The organism is Mesorhizobium sp. LSJC280B00, from assembly GCF_000502835.1.
In the GTDB taxonomy this organism is placed as follows: Bacteria; Pseudomonadota; Alphaproteobacteria; order Rhizobiales; family Rhizobiaceae; genus Mesorhizobium.
The window spans coordinates 118,114-136,213 of the sequence record NZ_AYVL01000016.1; the positions used below are offsets into that span (position 1 = coordinate 118,114).

At 63.8% G+C, this 18,100-nt stretch carries 15 protein-coding genes; 9 read left to right on the forward strand and 6 right to left on the reverse strand.

The genetic code is table 11. The features are described 5' to 3' along the window. Window positions 1-32 precede the first annotated feature (32 nt). Window positions 33-941 carry a LysR family transcriptional regulator gene (locus tag X773_RS60850; protein ID WP_023678108.1) on the reverse strand — a complete coding sequence of 303 codons (909 nt, stop codon included), beginning with the start codon at window positions 939-941 and terminating at the stop codon, window positions 33-35. Window positions 942-1,078: 137 nt separating this feature from the next. Here X773_RS60850 and X773_RS60855 point away from each other — a divergent pair, with 137 nt between their 5' ends. Then, window positions 1,079-2,260 (forward strand): MFS transporter, encoded by a 1,182-nt coding sequence (locus X773_RS60855; protein ID WP_023678109.1) that lies wholly within the window; start codon window positions 1,079-1,081, stop codon window positions 2,258-2,260. A gap of 56 nt (window positions 2,261-2,316) precedes the next feature. Next, window positions 2,317-3,351, forward strand: a complete 1,035-nt coding sequence (locus X773_RS60860; protein WP_023678110.1) for an aldo/keto reductase — start codon at window positions 2,317-2,319, stop codon at window positions 3,349-3,351. 45 nt (window positions 3,352-3,396) lie between these two features. Here X773_RS60860 and X773_RS60865 read toward each other — a convergent pair whose 3' ends face one another. Beyond that, complete coding sequence (locus X773_RS60865) at window positions 3,397-3,669, reverse strand: usg protein (protein WP_023678111.1); 273 nt, start codon at window positions 3,667-3,669, stop codon at window positions 3,397-3,399. A gap of 305 nt (window positions 3,670-3,974) precedes the next feature. Between X773_RS60865 and acs the strand changes: the two genes are divergently transcribed. Both acs and X773_RS60875 read left to right on the forward strand, forming a co-directional pair. Next, a complete protein-coding gene (gene acs, locus X773_RS60870) occupies window positions 3,975-5,930 on the forward strand; it encodes an acetate--CoA ligase (protein ID WP_023678112.1) in 1,956 nt (651 codons plus the stop codon). After that, complete coding sequence (locus tag X773_RS60875; protein ID WP_023678113.1) at window positions 5,930-6,673, forward strand: MOSC domain-containing protein; 744 nt, start codon at window positions 5,930-5,932, stop codon at window positions 6,671-6,673. The genes acs and X773_RS60875 overlap by 1 nt, the downstream gene beginning before the upstream one ends. Here X773_RS60875 and X773_RS60880 read toward each other — a convergent pair whose 3' ends face one another. The 3 genes from X773_RS60880 to X773_RS60890 all read right to left on the reverse strand — a co-directional run bounded on the left by X773_RS60880 (window position 6,674) and on the right by X773_RS60890 (window position 10,888). Next, on the reverse strand, window positions 6,674-7,942 hold the full coding sequence (locus tag X773_RS60880; RefSeq protein WP_023678114.1) for a cyclopropane-fatty-acyl-phospholipid synthase family protein: 1,269 nt from the start codon (window positions 7,940-7,942) through the stop codon (window positions 6,674-6,676). A 385-nt stretch (window positions 7,943-8,327) separates the two neighbouring features. Further along, window positions 8,328-9,689 (reverse strand): pilus assembly protein, encoded by a 1,362-nt coding sequence (locus X773_RS60885; protein ID WP_023678115.1) that lies wholly within the window; start codon window positions 9,687-9,689, stop codon window positions 8,328-8,330. 329 nt (window positions 9,690-10,018) lie between these two features. Beyond that, a complete protein-coding gene (locus X773_RS60890; RefSeq protein WP_023678116.1) occupies window positions 10,019-10,888 on the reverse strand; it encodes a transglutaminase family protein in 870 nt (289 codons plus the stop codon). A gap of 177 nt (window positions 10,889-11,065) precedes the next feature. Here X773_RS60890 and X773_RS60895 point away from each other — a divergent pair, with 177 nt between their 5' ends. Further along, window positions 11,066-11,737 carry an HAD-IA family hydrolase gene (locus X773_RS60895; RefSeq protein ID WP_023678117.1) on the forward strand — a complete coding sequence of 224 codons (672 nt, stop codon included), beginning with the start codon at window positions 11,066-11,068 and terminating at the stop codon, window positions 11,735-11,737. A 17-nt stretch (window positions 11,738-11,754) separates the two neighbouring features. Here X773_RS60895 and X773_RS60900 read toward each other — a convergent pair whose 3' ends face one another. Then, window positions 11,755-11,967: a DUF1674 domain-containing protein gene (locus X773_RS60900; RefSeq protein ID WP_023678118.1), complete on the reverse strand. Its 213-nt coding sequence runs from the start codon at window positions 11,965-11,967 to the stop codon at window positions 11,755-11,757. Window positions 11,968-12,083: 116 nt separating this feature from the next. Here X773_RS60900 and htpX point away from each other — a divergent pair, with 116 nt between their 5' ends. From htpX to purH, 4 genes are all read left to right on the forward strand, one after another. Continuing rightward, entirely contained in the window at window positions 12,084-13,100 is a 1,017-nt protein-coding gene (htpX, locus tag X773_RS60905) for a zinc metalloprotease HtpX (protein WP_023678119.1), read from the forward strand. After that, on the forward strand, window positions 13,091-14,479 hold the full coding sequence (locus tag X773_RS60910; protein ID WP_023678120.1) for an RsmB/NOP family class I SAM-dependent RNA methyltransferase: 1,389 nt from the start codon (window positions 13,091-13,093) through the stop codon (window positions 14,477-14,479). The genes htpX and X773_RS60910 overlap by 10 nt, the downstream gene beginning before the upstream one ends. A gap of 146 nt (window positions 14,480-14,625) precedes the next feature. Continuing rightward, window positions 14,626-16,374, forward strand: coding sequence for a heparinase II/III family protein (locus tag X773_RS60915; RefSeq protein ID WP_023678121.1), 1,749 nt, complete (start codon window positions 14,626-14,628; stop codon window positions 16,372-16,374). Window positions 16,375-16,458: 84 nt separating this feature from the next. Further along, a complete protein-coding gene (gene purH, locus X773_RS60920) occupies window positions 16,459-18,075 on the forward strand; it encodes a bifunctional phosphoribosylaminoimidazolecarboxamide formyltransferase/IMP cyclohydrolase (RefSeq protein WP_023678122.1) in 1,617 nt (538 codons plus the stop codon). The last annotated feature ends 25 nt before the right edge of the window (window positions 18,076-18,100 follow it).

Sequence of the window (18,100 nt, forward strand, 5' to 3'; positions counted from 1 at the left end):
GGGAGCCGGCAGGCTCCCGATCTTTTTTGGGCTCAGGTCAGCCGGACCGTCTCGACCAAAAAGTCCAAAAACGCCCGCACCCGCGCCGGCAGATGCTTGCCTTGGCCGACATAGACGGCGTGGGTGAGTTCCTCGTCGCCGGGGTTGAACTCTTCCAGCAGCGGCAGAAGCCGGCCGGCGGCAATGTCGGCCTCCACATGCCAGCGTGCCAGCCGGGCGAGGCCCGCCCCCGAGAGCGCCATCAGCCGCATCGCCTCGCCGTCGCTGACCAGCGTATTTCCGATGATCGACAGGGTGATCGGCTTGCCGGCCGCGTCGATAAAAGGCCAGCCCTCGAGGTGACGTACGAAACGGAAGCCCATCCGGTTGTGACGATCGAGATCGGCGGGCGTCTTGGGCGTGCCACGCGCTTCGAGATACGATGGCGCCGCAACGACGACCACCCGGCTCTGCCCGAGCTTGCGCGCCACCAGCCGTGATTCGCCGAGCGGTCCGGCGCGGATGGCGACGTCAGCGCGCTCCTCCATCAGGTCGATGACATCGTCGGTCAACACCAGATCGACCGAGATTTCGGGGTAGCGTTCTAGGAAACGCGGCAAAAGCGGGATCAGCCGATGCTGCCCGAAAGGCACGTAGCTGTTGATCCGCAGCCGGCCACGCGGCGCGGCACCCGCCGCTGCCTCGCGCTCGGCCGCCGCCATGTCGGCCAGGACGCGCACGCCGCTGTCGAAGAACGCCGCCCCCTCCGGCGTCAGTTGCAGCTTGCGCGTCGAACGGCTGACCAGCCGCGCACCAAGCCGCGCCTCCAGCCGCGCGATCAGCTTGCTCACCGCCGACGGCGTCATCCGCAACGCGCGGGCAGCGGCTGAAAAGCTGCCCGCCTCGACGACGCGGACGAACACTTCGATCTCGCCGGAGCGATTGATGTCGGGCCTGGCCATTGGTGAATCTATTTCACAGACGATGTGCCCGATGCAAGGCTGGTTCACAGCACATCGCGGCACGATCTTCCGGATCGGGGCGTGGGAGGACACGGCGCCCGTCGTCAAAACTGGTCGTCATCGAAGTGGGAACCGCCATGCCCCTTGCTCTTTACGCTCTTGCCGCCGGTGCGTTCGGCATCGGCGTCACCGAATTCGTCATCATGGGCCTGCTGCTCGACGTCAGCACCGATCTCGACGTCTCGATCTCGGCTGCCGGCCAGCTGATTTCCGGCTATGCGCTGGGCGTTGTCATCGGCGCGCCGCTGCTGACGATCGCAACCGGCCGTTGGCCGCGCAAAACCGTGCTTCTGGCGCTGATGGCGATCTTCACGCTGGGCAACCTCGCTTGTGCGCTTGCCCCAGACTACTGGACGCTGATGGGTGCGCGCGTACTGACCGCCTTCGCCCACGGCACCTTCTTCGGCGTCGGCTCGGTCGTGGCGACCGGACTGGTGGCGCCCAACAAGAAAGCCTCGGCGATCGCCCTGATGTTCACCGGCCTGACCATCGCCAACATCCTCGGCGTGCCCTTCGGCACATGGCTCGGCCAAGCCTTCGGCTGGCGCGCGACCTTCTGGGCGGTGACCCTGGTCGGCATCGCCGCCTTTACCATCATTCTGCTGCTGGTGCCGGGCAGCCGAACAGAGCCTGAGAAGAGCAATTTGCGCGCCGATCTCGCCGTGCTCGGCCGCACGCCGGTCCTGCTTGGCTTTGCTACCACCGTGCTTGGCTATGCCGGCGTCTTCGCCGTCTTCACCTACATCGCCCCGTTGCTGACCGAGATCACCGGTTTTGATGAAGCAGCGGTGTCGCCGATCCTGCTGGTCTTCGGCGGCGGCCTCATTGCCGGCAACCTCGCCGGCGGCAAGTTCGCCGACCGCTGGTTGGTACCGTCCGTTCTCGGCAGTCTCGTCGTCCTGGCGATGGTGCTCGGCACCATGACCTTCGCCCTGCACAGCCAGGTCATGGCCGTTATCTATGTCGGCCTGCTCGGCGCCGCCGCCTTCGCCACCGTGGCGCCGCTGCAGATGTGGGTACTGGAAAAGGCACAAGGCGCCGGCCAGAGCCTCGCCTCATCCTTCAACATCGCCGCCTTCAACCTCGGCAATGCTGCCGGCGCCTGGCTCGGCGGCGTGGTCATCGCCCATGGTCCCGGCCTCGATGCCGTCACCTGGGTCGCGGCCCTGTTGCCGCTTTCAGCGCTTGCCGTGGCGGCGTTTGCGCTGCGCCTCGACCGAGATCCTGTCCTCGCCACACCGGAAATCGCGCGGTCATAGAACGGCAAACCTCAACCAATCTTTGAAACAGCCATCCTTCCACAAGGAGCAAACCCATGGATTATCGAAATCTTGGCGCATCAGGCCTGAAGGTCCCGGCGCTCTCGTTCGGCGCTGGAACCTTCGGCGGTTCAGGCCCGCTGTTCGGCGCCTGGGGCAACAGCGATGCGACGGAAGCACGGCGGCTGGTCGACATCTGCCTTGAGGCCGGCGTCAACCTGTTCGACACCGCCGACGTCTATTCGAATGGCGCTTCCGAACAAGTGCTCGGCGCTGCCATCAAGGGCCGCCGCGACGCCGTGCTGATCTCGACCAAGACCTCGCTGCCGATGGGCGACGGTCCCAACGATGCCGGATCGTCACGTTCACGCCTGATCAAGGCCGTCGAAGACGCGCTGGGGCGCCTTGGCACCGACTACATCGACCTGCTGCAACTGCACGCCTTCGACGCAGCAACACCGATCGAGGAGGTGCTGTCGACACTGGACAGTCTCGTGCGCGCCGGCAAACTGCGTTATGTCGGCGTCTCCAATTTTTCCGGCTGGCAAGTGATGAAGTCGCTCGGCCTGGCGGGCAGATATGGCTATCCCCGATACGTCGCCCATCAGGTCTATTACTCGCTGGTCGGACGCGATTATGAATGGGAGTTGATGCCGCTCGGCCTCAACCAGGGTGTCGGTGCGCTGGTGTGGAGCCCACTCGGCTGGGGCCGCCTGACCGGCAGGATCCGCCGTGGCCAGAAGCTGCCTGAGAAAAGCCGGCTGCACGACACGGCAAGCTTCGGACCGCCCGTCGAGGATGAGCATCTCTATCGGGTCGTCGACGCGCTTGATGTTGTCGCCGAGGAAACCGGCAAGACCATACCGCAGATCGCCATCAATTGGCTGCTGCAGCGGCCGACCGTCGCCTCCGTCATCATTGGCGCGCGCAACGAGGAGCAGTTGCGCCAGAATCTCGGCGCCGTCGGCTGGTCCTTGACAGCCGAGCAGATGAAGAAGCTCGACACGGCAAGTGAGGTCACCGCACCCTATCCGTATTTTCCCTATCGCCGGCAGGAGGGTTTTGCCCGGCTGAACCCGCCCGCAGTCTGACGCTCCAAAAGCTGGGCGGCGGCTCCCAGGCTGCCGCCCGCCCGGCTAATGCAGAACGAACTCGCCGTCGACCTTGCGCCATTCGTTCGGCGCGATCAGCTTCTGGTGCGTGTAGCTGACCGAATGCAGCGGGCCTTCGAGCTTGGCCTTCCAGAACTCGATGAAACGGATCAGCACGGGAAATTTCGGGGCGATGTCGTAATCCTGCCAGATGAAGCTCTGCAGCAGATGCGGATGATCTGGAAAGTGATAAAGAATCTTGGCCGTGGTCAAGCCATAGCCCTTGAGCATCAGGTCCATTTCGGAATGGTCGCGCATTGCGGTCCCCTGGTTGATTCTCCTTCCTCCCAGCCTGAAATTGTGCACCCCATTTGCTTAATCGTCTATTGATATTTCTGCGATCGAACCAGATTCCTCCCGCAAAAACATGCGCTTAGCAGCCGACTCACGAGAGTGCTGACACGACCCGGCAAAGCACCTGCGGCATCCCGCCGCGCGAATCCAACGTCTAATGTTGCCGTCGCGGCCGAACTGTTAATAATGCGCGCGAATTCGCGGCCGCATCGCCGCGATCCTGCCGGCGGTCAAGCCGGCGGTTTGGTTTTGGGGAGGAAGGCGAAGAAATGTCCGATGTTCATGTCCATCGCGTCCAGCCGGCGTGGAAGAAGAACGCGCTGATTGACAATGACACCTACCTGAAATGGTACGCCGACAGCGTCAAGAACCCGGACAAGTTCTGGGGCAAGCACGGCAAGCGCATCGACTGGTTCAAGCCGTACAGCAAGGTCAAGAACACGTCCTTCGACGGCCAGGTCTCAATCAAATGGTTCGAGGATGGCCAGACCAACGTTTCCTGGAACTGCATCGACCGGCATCTGAAGAAGCGCGGCGAACAGACCGCCATCATCTGGGAAGGCGACAATCCCTACGACGACAGGAAGATCACCTATAACGAGCTTTACGCGCATGTCTGCCGCCTCGCCAATGTGATGAAAAAGCACGGCGTCAAGAAGGGCGACCGCGTAACCATCTACATGCCGATGATCCCGGAGGCCGCTTATGCGATGCTCGCCTGCACGCGCATCGGCGCCATTCATTCGGTCGTCTTCGGCGGCTTTTCGCCGGATGCGCTGGCCGGACGCATCGATGACTGCAAGTCGACCTTCGTCATCACCGCCGACGAAGGCCTGCGCGGCGGCAAGCCGATCCCGCTAAAGGAGAACACGGACAAGGCGATCGAGATCGCCGCCAAGGCCGGAACGAAAGTCGAAAAGGTCTTGGTAGTGCGCCGCACTGGCGGCAAGACCGGCTGGGCCGCCGGGCGCGACGTCTGGTACCATGACGAGGTCGCGACGGTTAAGGCCGAATGCAAGCCCGAGAAGATGAACGCCGAGGACCCGTTGTTCATCCTCTACACATCCGGCTCGACCGGCAAGCCGAAAGGTGTGCTGCACACCACCGCCGGCTATCTCGTCTATGTCTCGATGACCCACCAATATGTCTTCGACTATCATGACGGCGATATCTACTGGTGCACCGCCGATGTCGGCTGGGTCACCGGCCACAGCTACATCGTCTACGGGCCGCTCGCCAACGGCGCCACCACGCTGATGTTCGAAGGCGTGCCGAACTACCCGTCGCAGTCGCGTTTCTGGGACGTGATCGACAAGCACAAGGTCAACATCTTCTACACGGCGCCGACGGCGTTGCGCGCGCTGATGGGCGCCGGCGATGCCCATGTCACCAAAACGTCGCGCAAGTCGCTGCGCGTGCTCGGCACCGTCGGTGAGCCGATCAATCCGGAAGCCTGGGAGTGGTATTTCAACGTCGTAGGCAACGGCAAGGTGCCGATCGTCGATACCTGGTGGCAGACCGAGACCGGCGGCATCATGATCACGCCGGTTCCGGGCGCCACCCACCTCAAGGCGGGTTCAGCGACGCGGCCCTTCTTTGGCGTCAAGCCGCAGCTGGTCGATACCGACGGCAAGGTGCTCGAAGGCGAAGCCAGCGGCAATCTTTGTATTGCCGACTCATGGCCGGGCCAGACGCGCACCGTCTATGGCGATCACGACCGCTTCGTGCAGACCTATTTCTCGACCTACAAGGGCAGATACTTCACCGGCGACGGCTGCCGCCGCGATGCTGACGGCTACTACTGGATCACCGGCCGCGTCGACGACGTCATCAACGTCTCCGGCCACCGCATGGGCACCGCCGAGGTCGAATCGGCGCTGGTTTCGCATGAGAAGGTCTCGGAGGCCGCCGTCGTCGGCTACCCGCACGATATCAAGGGCCAGGGCATCTACTGCTATGTCACGCTGATGGCCGGCGAAACGCCAAGCGAGGAATTGCGCCAGGAACTCGTCGCCCATGTCCGCAAGGAGATCGGCGCCATCGCTTCGCCCGACAAGATCCAGTTCGCGCCCGGCCTGCCGAAGACCCGTTCCGGCAAGATCATGCGACGCATCCTGCGCAAGATCGCCGAGGATGATTTTGCCGCGCTCGGCGATACCTCGACGCTGGCCGATCCGGCGGTCGTCGACGACCTTATCGCCAACCGGCAAAACAAGAAGGGCTGATGCAACCCGCATTGGGCGCCGTCACCGAGCTTTGGCGCTATCCCGCGAGCTCGCTCGCCGGCGAGTTTCAGCAGGCGATCTCCGTCGACCGGCATACCGTCGAAGGCGACCGCCTGTTTGGTCTTGTCGATACCTCGACCGATGAAATCGCACGGCCCGACCGCGAAGCGAAATGGCACAAGGTGCCCCGCATCCGCACCCGGCTGTCGCAGGCCGGCAGGCTGGAGGTCGCCATCCCCGACGGACGCTGGCTTTCGGCACCTGGCGCGCAAAGTGATCGCGCCATTTGCGCCTATCTCGGCTTTGCGGCTTCCATCCGGCCGTTCCGTCGGGAAAATGCGGCTCCGGATTACGCCGGCCCTCTGCTGACGGAACGCTACGTCAAAGCCCCTATTCATCTGCTGACCACCGCCTCACTGGCGCGTTTGAAAGTGCTGCATCCAAAGGGCACCGCCGACGCGCGCCGCTTCCGCCCCAACATCGTCGTCGATGTGCCGGAGGTCGAGGGGTCGTTCCCCGAGACGGAATGGATCGGGCGCAAGCTGGCGATCGGCGACCTGCTCCTGACCATCTCCGAGCCGTGCCGCCGCTGCGGCTTCACCATCATTGGCCAGGACGGGTTCGACCACGACCCGGCAATCCTGCGCAGCCTGGTCCGCCACAACGCCCATAACCTCGGCGTCTACTGCACCGTCGATCGACCGGCCCGCGTCGAGATCGGCGCCACGATGCGCCTCCTGTAGCTATCGGTACAAATCCGCCCGCGTCGGCGGCAGGCCGCTCGGCCCACGCGCGCGCCTTGTGGCGACGGTCTGGAAAACCTGCGCCGAGGCGCGTTCGAAGGTAATCGAGCAGCCGGTGAGATAAAGCAGCCAGAGCCGCGCCTTGGCTTCGCCGACCTCGGCGATAGCTTCGTCGAAGCGTGCGTGGAGGCGCTCGGCCCATAGCCTGCAGGTGCGCGCATAGTGCTCGCGCAAATTTTCGACGTCGTAGACGAGGAAGCCGTGGGCCTCGAGATTGCCGAGCGTCATGCCGATCGTGTCGAGTTCGCCGCCCGGAAAAATGTATTTGATCAGCGCCTTGAATTCCGGCCCCTTGCGCAGCGTCTTCTTCAAGCTGCCCTTGTCGCGCCGGGTGATGGCGTGGTGCAGATAGATGCCGCCCGGCTTGAGCAGGCGATGGATCCTCGAGAAATAGGCCGCATGGTTGGCAAGCCCCAGATGCTCGAACATGCCGATCGACGAGATCTTGTCGAAGGAGCCGGACAGCTCGGCATAGGACTTTATCTCGATGGTGATGCGGTCCTCCAGCCCCTCGGCGCGGATGCGTTCACGGGCGAGCTCGGTCTGTGCTTCCGATAGCGAAACGCCGTGGCCGACGACGCCATAATTCTTCACCGCATGGATGAGCATCGCTCCCCAGCCGCAGCCGATGTCGAGCAATCTATCGCCGGGCTTCAGCCGAAGCTTGCGGCAGATATGGTCGAGCTTGTCTCTCTGGGCCTGATCGATATCGTTGGCGAAATCCTTGAAGTAGCCGCAGCTATAGACCATGCGCTCGTCGAGGAAGAGCCGGTAGAATGCGTTGGAAATGTCGTAATGATGCTCGATCGCCTCCTTGCTCGAACCGCTGACGAAAGGATTGCGGCCGGAAAGATCGGTTCGCGTCGTCATCTGTTTTCGCGAAAACAGCACCGCCGGCAGGTCGCGCAGGATCGCCAGCTTCGGCAATGTCTTGAGCTTCGTCCTGAGCTTGCCGTGCGTGGGCAAGGCGTAGAAATCGAACAGCGATCCGTCTTCGACGTCGACCGCCTTGGCAATCCACATCTCGATCAGCGTCGATAAAGAGGGCCGACGTACGATCTGCCAGACGATGTCCTGGTCGTTGATGGTGAGCACCGGGCCGGCAGCCGGGCCGATCCGCTCGCCTGTCCACAGCCTCACCGCAAAACCCGGCTTCAGCGTCTCGATGACCGTCCGAACAATCCGGGCCGCTCTCTCGGCTGCCTCCATCCCGTCCTCCCTTACCCGGCAAAATAGTGGCCCGGAACAATAGCGGCTCGATCTTGCCTGCCCGATCGGCCGGCCGCAAGCCGCCCGAGTGCACAAGCAGGCTTGTTCAGGATTTTCGGGTGCCGCGCCTTGCCATTTGCCGGATGACACCCCATCATGAGGGAGTGTTCAACAAATCGAAAGGAGGTGATCCGATGTCGAGTGATTTCGTTTTCCAGAACGTGGCCTCAGCGGATCGCACTTTCGGGAAGCAGTCTTCCCGCTAAGGCGCGAGATGCGCGGCTGGCGACCAGGGTCGCCGCCAGGAGCCGCGCCATGGACGGAAACACGGAAGGCCGCCGGCTTCGCGAGAAGCGGCGGCCTTTCCTTTTTGGGCTGTTGTCCCCTATTTGGTTACGGTTAACATCTCGACGTTGCGCGCTATATCCTGGAAAGCCTGGTTGAGTTCCGTTCCATTGGCCGCCTGATAAAAGTGCTTGATCTTGGCGGTGTCCGGGCTCGCGCAATCCTGGAGCGTCGCCTTGGCATTCGTTTCGTTTAGGTCAAACCCAATGGTGAAGACCTCGATGCCCTTGTCGCGCATGGCAGCGCAAAGTTTCTTGGCGGCCGTGCGGGTCGGCTCCTTGCCGGCGTCATTGTAGACGTCGCTGACCGTGCTCGCATCGAAGTAGGACAGGTTGAATTCGCCATCGGTCATCAGGATCGCGATCTTGGCAACCTTCTTTGGATCCATCTTGGCCGGCCGTTCCGAGGCTTTCATCACACTGCCCCAGTTTTCCGAAAGCATGTACCAGGTCCACTGCACGCCGATATGGCCGGCGGTGCCGCCGGAGGCGACGAAATTCTTGATGACCGTCTTGAGCGCCGTCGCATCCGCTGTCAGCGGCATCAGCGCGGCGATCGGGCAGGCGGCGGTGCCGGTCTGCCAGGCGAAGGATGACAGCAGGTAGTCGCGATTGACCATGCTGACGTCGGGGCCCGCATCCGAATACTGATAGGTCCCCTTGCGCTCGGTGGCGCAATTATCGGGACGGATAAAGCCCGAGACATACTGCACGGCGTCATTGGCCGGCGCCTGTTTGCGTTGACTGGCGGTGGTTTCCACATAGACGCTGCTGGCGGCAAGTGTACCGGCATTCACCGAATTGGCATAAGGCACGATGGCAACCCGCACACGTGGCTTGGAGGGGTCCTGGCCGCCCAGGAAGCTGTCGACAGCATTCGCCGCGGCCGCCCGCAGATCGATGATTTTCTGGCCGGCCATCGACCCGGTCACGTCCAGCATCATCGCGACTTCGATCTGCTTGTCCGAATAGAGCGCCGTCGTCGATGCGGGGACGCGTTGCATGCCACCCGTGCTGAAAAGCGGGAAATAGTAGTTGACGTTGACATGGACGTCCGCCTGGACAGTCTTGGCTGTCCTGTCGACAACCAGATTGTCGAGGACGATCTGGTTGTCCTGGAGGATACCCGCCGTGCTGTTGGCATCGAGAAAGGCCTGCACCGATTTGCTGGCGTCGGCCTCGCTGATGACGCCGGTTGTCAGGTCGCGGGCCGTCGAGGTGACCGCTGCATCGACCACGCCTTGCAGGCTCGATTTTACATTGTAGAGTTGGGACACGTTGACCGCAAAGCCGACACTCAGTGCCAGCACTGAGCCGATTATCCCAAACAGGACCGCGAAATTTCCGCTGCGATCCCCGGCAAAGCCGCCGATCGTCTGAACAAGACCCCCGAAACGCCGCATTCCTTCCGCCTCCATTCGCTACAGCCTGCAGCTGTCCGAACGCGCATTGCAGGAATCCGGCCGGATCGCGCCGCCAGGCCCGGGAAAGCGACCGGCCCGCGATCAGGTCATTGTTTCCAAACGGTTTCGAGCGGCGGCAGGGTAAACAGAGGGTAAACGAAAGCTGCGCCGGCACGGCTTTGTCGACAAAGCGCTTACCACGAACAGGCTCGCAATTCAGGACGACTGGACTGCGTCCCAATCCGGTACAGACGAGATGTATCGAACCGGTTCAGCACGATCGCGGTGGCGGGAAATGGAAACACGGACTGTGAATGTGTCCCGAAAGACTAGGCCAGCATCCGTGCGCTGACCGTCTTGTCGACGCCACGACAAGGCGGCTTGAACAGATTACCTTCCTGCTCGTGCGTCCAGACCTTGAACAGGGTGAGCCGATGCGGGCCAAAACTGTGCAGCAGCGGCACGTCGGTGGCGTCGCGGCCGCGGGCGATGACGACGCGGCCGATCCTCGGCACATTGTGGCGAGGATCGAAAGTGTACCACCTGCCGTCGAGGAACACTTCCACCCACGCCGAGAAATCCATCGGCGCCGGATCGGCGGGCACGCCGATATCGCCGAGATAGCCGTTCACGTAGCGGGCCGGGATGTTCATGCAGCGGCAGAGCGTGATCGCCAGATGGGCAAAGTCGCGGCAGACGCCGACGCGTTCCTCATGCGCCTGCGCCGCCGTGCGGGTCGAGCGCGCATAGCCGTAGCCGAAGGACAGGCGGTTGTGGACATAGTCGACGATGGCCTGCACCCGCGCCCAGCCCGGTGGAAGCTGGCCGAAAAGTTGCCAGGCCAGGTCGCCGAGATGGTCGGTCTCGCAGTAACGGCTGCCGAGCAGATAGCCGAGCACCTCGTCCGGCAATTCGGCAACCGGGACTTCTCTCGCCAGCGTGTTGACTTCGTCCGTCTCGCCGCTGTCCTCGACCACCGCGTCATAAAGGATGCGAAAGCTTCCGGCCGGCGCCGTGAAGCGGCGGCAGCTATTGCCGAAAAGGTCGTGGTAGACCCTGGTCGGGACCGACGGCGAGGTCAGCACGCGCGTCTGCCGCTTGATGTCGGCCTGGCGATCCCCGTGGATATCGAGCAATGAAACGACCGGCGTTGCTGCAACGCATTCAATGGCAATTTCATAGCCGAGCCGAATCAGCATCGCCCTCCCCTGCGATCGTCATGGAAGATAGTGCCGATCAACGCGGGACAGTGCGTGGCGGTTCCTTGTGGTCGTCAAAAACGACGCCTCGCGGCTTCCCATACGGACGCGGCAACGTTACGGTCGATTGACACGCGTCTTTCGAAATAATCCCTCCAAGATGACCCCGGGAAACCGATGTTTGCAGGCAGAAAATTCGCGGCCTTCCTGTTCGATATGGACGGCACGATTCTCAATTCGATCGCCGCAGCGGAAAGGGTCTGGGCAGCGTGGGCGCATCGGCAAGGTCTTGACGTCGCCGCATTCCTGCCGACCATCCACGGCGTGCGGGCGATCGAGACCATCGGCCGGCTGGCGCTCCCAGGCGTCGATCCTGCCCGCGAAGCCGATTCGCTTTTGCAGGCCGAGGCGGCCGATGTCGAGGGCATTCGCCCGATTGCCGGCGCCGCGGCCTTCCTGGCGTCGCTGCCGCCTGGAAGCTGGGCGATCGCCACTTCGGCACCGCGCGAGCTCGCCCTGCTGCGCCTGCAGGCCGCGGGTATTCCGGCTCCCGCCGTGATTGTTGCGGCGGAGGATGTATCGCGCGGCAAGCCGGCGCCCGACTGCTTCCGGCTGGCGGCCGAACGGCTCGGCGTCGATGTGGGCGACTGCCTCGTCTTCGAGGACGCGCCGGCCGGCATAGCGGCGGCCGAAGCCGCGGGCGCTGCGGTCGTGGTGATCAGCGCCACGCACCGGCATCCGTTGGAGACGCCGCATGCCACCATCGCCGGCTATGACGCGATCGGCATCGCCGTCGATTCCAGCGGCTGGATTGCCATCGGAGTGGAGCGGGCCGCGCTGCCTGTTTGACTAGCACCCTGCCTGGGCTAAAAGTCGCTGGTCAGGCCCTTGACCTCCCAGTCGCCATAGCGGCCAGGCTCCTTGCCGCCGCGCCCGCCCATCTCCCTCGGCAGCGTGGCTTCCTGCTCGCGATATTTCTCCCGCCGGGCCTCGGCCTCGACCAAGGCGCGCCTGGCTGCCGGGGTCAGCGGCTTTTGCGGCGAGCCGTTAGCATGCGTTTGGCTGGTTTTGTCGATCATGCGATCTTCCGCTAGATTGAAACAGGCCCCGATTGAAACGGGAACCGCTGTTTCCCATCATATAGCGATGGGCCCACAAGGATCGACCCCTTTGTTGGGCCAGAACGGAGCAGACGATGAACACCCTTCGCACCGCCATGCTTTTGGCCGCAATGACGGCCCTGTTCATGGGTGTCGGCTATCTCATCGGCGGATCCGGCGGCATGATGATCGCGTTGCTGATCGCCGCCGGCACCAATTTGTTCAGCTATTGGAACGCCGACAAGATGGTGCTGTCGATGCACCGTGCGATCGAAGTCGACGAACGCAACGCGCCTGAATATTACGCCATCGTGAAGGGTCTCGCGCAACGTGCCGGCCTGCCGATGCCGAGAACCTATCTCATCGACAATCCGCAGCCCAATGCCTTCGCCACCGGCCGCAATCCGCAAAATGCCGCTGTCGCCGCCAGCACCGGCCTGCTCGAGCGGCTATCGCATGAAGAAGTCGCGGCGGTGATGGCACACGAGCTCGCCCATGTGCAGCACCGCGATACGCTGACCATGACGATCGTCGCCACCTTTGCCGGCGCAATTTCGATGCTCGGCAATTTCGCCTTCTTTTTCGGCGGCAACCGCGACAATAACAATTCCTTTGGCATCGTCGGCGTGCTGGTGGCGATGATAGTCGCGCCCCTGGCCGCCATGATCGTGCAGATGGCGGTGAGCCGCACCCGCGAATATGAGGCCGACCGGCGCGGTGCCGAAATCTGTGGACACCCGCTGTGGCTCGCCTCGGCACTTGACAAGATCGCGCGGGGCGCCGAACGCATCCGCAACCCGGATGCCGAGCGCAATCCGGCAACCGCCCATCTCTTCATCATCAATCCTCTTTCCGGCGAGCGCATGGACAGTTTGTTTTCCACTCACCCGAGCACAGAAAACCGCATCGCCGCGTTGCAGAGGATGGCGAGCGAAATGGCCGGCGCACCCGAAGCGGCCGCGACGCCAAGGCCGGCGCCGGAAGGGACCGGGCAGCAGCCGTCTGGTCCGTGGGACAGGGCCGCGCGGCCCGAGAGGCCGGCTGAGCCGGCCAAGCCGAGACCCAATCCCTGGGGACGCAATCCGACCGGCCCCAAAGGTCCGTGGTCGTGAGTTCAGCGAAGCGCCGGCACGGAATTTCAGGCGATCGTGAACACAATTCGAGCGGCGAGGCCGTAGCCGGCCTCGCCGCGCGCAAGGCAGCCGCGCGCCTGCTTGCCGCGGTTATAGACGCGAGGACGCCGCTCGACGGGCTGACCGACCAAGAGAACGGCCATCCGCAGTACAAGGCGCTCGACCTGCGCGACCGCGCCTTGGTGCGCGCCATTCTGGTCACCGCCCTGCGCTACCGCATGACCATATCAGGCCTTTTGGCCCGTCGCCTGGAAAAGCCGCTGCCGCCCAACGCCACGGCGCTTTCGCACATTTTGCATGTGGCGGCAGCGCAGATCCTGTTCCTCGATGTTCCCGACAGCGCCGCCGTCGACCTCGCCGTGACACACGCCAAGTCCGATCCGCGCACGGCGCGCTTTTCCGGCCTCGTCAACGGCGTGCTGCGCACGCTGGCGCGGGCCAAGCAGGACGAGCTCGCCGCAGCACGTGCCGCTACCGACGAGGCGCCAAAATGGTTTTCCGACCGTTTGAAAACGGTCTACGGCCTCGACAAGGCCAGGCAGATACTGCTCGCCCATCGCCATGAGGCACCGGTCGATTTCTCGGTCAAGTCGGACCCGGCGCTGTGGGCCGAACGGCTCGGCGGCTTTGTCTTGCCGACCGGCACGGTGCGGGTGGAAAAGCTCAGCGCTTCCGTGACCGAACTGCCCGGCTTTGGGGAAGGCGCCTGGTGGGTTCAGGATGCAGCGGCCAGCCTGCCGGCCCGGCTGTTCGGCGACATCAATGGTTTGCGAATCGCCGACCTCTGTGCCGCGCCGGGCGGCAAGACCGCCCAGCTGATCCTCGCCGGCGCCCACGTCACCGCGCTCGACATGTCCAAAACGCGGCTGGCACGGCTGACGCAGAACCTCGAACGGCTCGGTCTGGCCGCCGAGATCGTCCAGGCCGATCTGCTCAAATACGAGCCGAAGGACCTCTTCGACGCCGTCCTCCTCGACCCACCATGCTCTTCGACCGGGACGGTGCGGCGGCATCCCGACGTTCCCTGGACGAAGACGGCGGCCGACGTCGAAAAACTGGCCGACCTGCAACGCCGGCTGCTTGCCCGCGCCGTCACCCTGGTCAAGCCTGGTGGACGCATCGTCTTTTCCAACTGTTCGCTCGATCCGCTGGAAGGCGAAGAGCTCTATCGCGACTTTCTCGCCGGCAATGCGGAGATTGTCGACGACCCGCTTCGGCCGGGTGAGATCGCCGGCATCGACCCGTTTCTGACGCCGCAAGGCACGTTGCGCACCACGCCTGCCGATCTGGAGCTAGGCTCGCCGGGCCGCTCCGGGCTGGACGGCTTCTTCGCCGCCCGCATGCGCAGAGCCGGCTAAGGGACGATCTTGAAGTGCCGTCCGGCTTCATGGGGCGAGGAGGCATGGAAAACAGGCTGAACGGCCCCACCGCCGCGGAATTCGCCTTCGCACAAGTTCTTGAATCATATAAACTTGTGCTTGGGTGAGGACGATCAGGAGGGGTTTTGGCAATCGCTGCCGGTAACACGACGCGTCTGTGGACGCTTGTCGCGAGGGAGTTCTGGCGCAAGACGCGCCGGCGCTTGCGCGCCGGGCCACTCTATCGCTGGCGCTACTCAGGCCGCACGCCGGAGCGCGTCCTGATCGCCCCACCGGACCTGCGGCTCGCCGATCCTCAGATCGCGCTCGAGATCTATTACGGCCGCTATCCGCTTTCGGGGCATCTGGTCGAGACCGGCGGCAAATCGCCCTTCCAGATCGACGTGCCCAATCCCGGCTGGCAAAAAACGCTGCATGGCTTTCGCTGGCTGCGCCATATGCGTGCCGCCGGTACCGAGCTCGCCGCCGCCAACGCGCGGGCGTTGGTTTCCGACTGGATTGCAATCCATGGCAGCCATATTTCCGGCGTCGCCTGGGAGCCCGGCACGACGGCCAAGCGTGTCATTGCCTGGCTGCAGCATTCCTCGATCGTGTTGCAGGGCGCCGAATTTCCGTTCTACCGCGCGTTCTTGAAATCGCTCGCCGTCCAGATCCGCTATCTGCGCGCCATGGTGCGCGAGATGCCGGACGGCAAGGACAGGCTGCGCGCCCGCATTGCGCTGGCCTTTGCCGCTTTGTCGCTGCCGGCGCCGGCCTCGGCGCTACGCGGTGCTACCCGCAATCTCGCCGAGGAGCTCGACCGCCAGATCCTGCCTGACGGCGGCCATATCTCGCGTAATCCGATGACCGTGCTTGAAATCCTCGCCGACCTTCTGCCGTTGCGCCAGACATACGCCAATCAGGCCGAGACGCCGCCGGCCGCCCTGATCGGCGCCATCGACCGGATGCTGCCGGCACTGCGCTTCTTTCGCCATCAGGACGGCAGCCTTGCCCGCTTCAACGGCATGGGCGCCACCATTCACGACCGTATCGCCAGCATCCTGCATCACGACGACACCGCCGGCGCACCGTTGCTGCACGCGCCGCATTCGGGTTATGAGCGCCTGTCGATGGGCGGTGTCACTGTGATCGCCGATACCGGCCCGCCGCCCCCCGTCGACGTATCCAATGCCGCTCACGCCGGATGCCTCGCCTTCGAATTGTCGTCGGGCCGCCAGCACTATATCGTCAACGCCGGAATAGATACTTATGGCGCCGCCGAGTTCCGGCCGCTTGCCCGCGCCACCGCCGCCCACTCGACCGCCACCATCAACGACACGTCGTCGGCGCGCTTCAATCACTCCTTGCGCGTCAACGACCTGCTCGGCACGCCTTTGATCGGCGGACCGCAGCATGTACCTTGCAAGCGCACCGACCAGAAGGGCAGCCAGGGCTTCATCGCCCGCCATGACGGCTATGTGGCGCGCTTCGGCTTCCTGCATGAGCGCGAGCTGAAATTATCGACCGAAGGCAATGTGTTTGCCGGCAGGGACCGTTTCCTGCGCCCGGGCGGCGCTTCTATCCGCAACAATGGACGTGACTTCGTCACGGTGCGTTTCCATGTCCATCCCGATATAAGCCTGCTCCAGGATGAGCATGACCGTCTGGTGCTGGCCGCCGACCATGCCGACACCTGGGTGTTTACCTCTACCGAAGTGGTGCCAGAGGTCGAGGAATCGATCTATTTCGCAGGGCTTGGCGGCCCGCGCCGCAGCCGCCAGATCGTGCTTGCGTTCAAGGCCTCGGAAATTGCCGAGGTCCACTGGCAATTGACGCGCACCATCATCGCCGGCCGTCCGGAAAAAGCTGAAGCCGGTGGCAACGGCAGACACTGATCAAGTCTTGCGGCTTGATTTCCGGGCCTCATATGCTACGGCCCGCGGACGCTCTCCAACCAGAACTGGAAAGGCCGCCAGCCCATGGCCGTCGCCGCCAAGAACATTCCCGCGCCCGACCTTGTACCCATCCGTCGCGCGCTCCTTTCCGTCTTTGATAAGACCGGCCTGATCGATTTCGCCAGGGCGCTGGCTTCGGCCGGCGTCGAGCTAGTCTCGACCGGCGGCACCGCAAGGGCCCTTGCCGAGGCGGGCATGGCGGTGCGCGACGTGTCCGAGCTCACCGGCTTTCCCGAGATCATGGACGGCCGCGTCAAGACGCTGCACCCGTCGGTGCATGGCGCACTGCTTGGCGTGCGCGACGATCCCGAGCACGCCGCAGCGATGCGCGACCACGGCATCGAGCCGATCGATCTCGTCGTCTCCAATCTCTATCCGTTCGAAGAGGTGCGTCGCTCCGGCGCCGACTACGCGGCGATCGTCGAGAACATCGACATCGGCGGCCCGGCGATGATCCGTGCCTCGGCCAAGAACCACGCCTATGTCGGCATCGTCACCGATCCCGATGACTATGCCTCGGTGCTCAACGCGCTGGAGATGAATTTCGGGTCGTTGTCGCTGGATTTCCGCAAGAAGCTGGCAGCCAAGGCCTTTGCCCGCACCGCCACCTACGATGCGGCGATCTCGGGATGGTTCGCCGAGGCGCTTGAGATCGAGCATCCGACATGGCGCGCCTTCGGCGGCAAGCTGCAGTCGGTGATGCGCTATGGCGAAAACCCGCATCAGGGCGCCGGCTTCTATGTCAACGGCGACAGGCGGCCGGGCGTCGCCACGGCGCGCCAGCTTCAGGGCAAGCAGCTTTCCTACAACAACATCAACGACACCGACGCTGCCTTCGAGCTGGTCGGCGAGTTCGACCCGTCGCGCTCCGCAGCAATTGCCATCATCAAGCACGCCAACCCGTGCGGCGTCGCTGAGGACGCTTCGCTGCAGGCGGCCTATGCCAAGGCGCTGGCCTGCGACCCGGTCTCGGCCTTCGGCGGCATCGTCGCCATGAACCGCATCCTCGATGCCGGAACCGCCGAAGAGATCGTCAAGACCTTTACCGAAGTGATCATCGCACCGGAGGCGTCCGAAGAAGCAGTCCGCATCATTGCCGCCAAGAAGAACCTACGCCTGCTGGTCACCGGCGGCCTGCCCGACCCGCGCGCGGCGGGCCTTGGCTTGAAATCGGTTGCCGGCGGTTTGCTGGTCCAGGGCCGCGACAACGCGGTGGTGGATGACCTCGAGCTGAAAGTGGTGACCAGGCGCGCTCCGACGCCGGCCGAATTGGCCGATCTGAAATTCGCTTTTCGCGTGGCAAAGCACGTCAAGTCGAACGCCATCGTCTATGCCAGGGATGGCGCTACAGTCGGCATCGGCGCCGGCCAGATGAGCCGGGTCGATTCCTCGCGCATCGCGGCGCGCAAGGCGCTCGACGCGGCCGAGGCTGCCGGCCTGACGGAGCCTTTGACCAGGGGCTCGGTCGTCGCCTCGGATGCCTTTTTCCCGTTCGCGGACGGGCTTTTGTCGGCAATCGAAGCCGGCGCCACCGCCGTCATCCAGCCCGGCGGCTCGATGCGCGACGACGATGTCATCGCCGCCGCCGACGCTCACGGCATTGCCATGGTCTTCACCGGAGTGAGGCATTTCCGGCATTGAACGCGTTACCCTCCCGCTGTGGGAG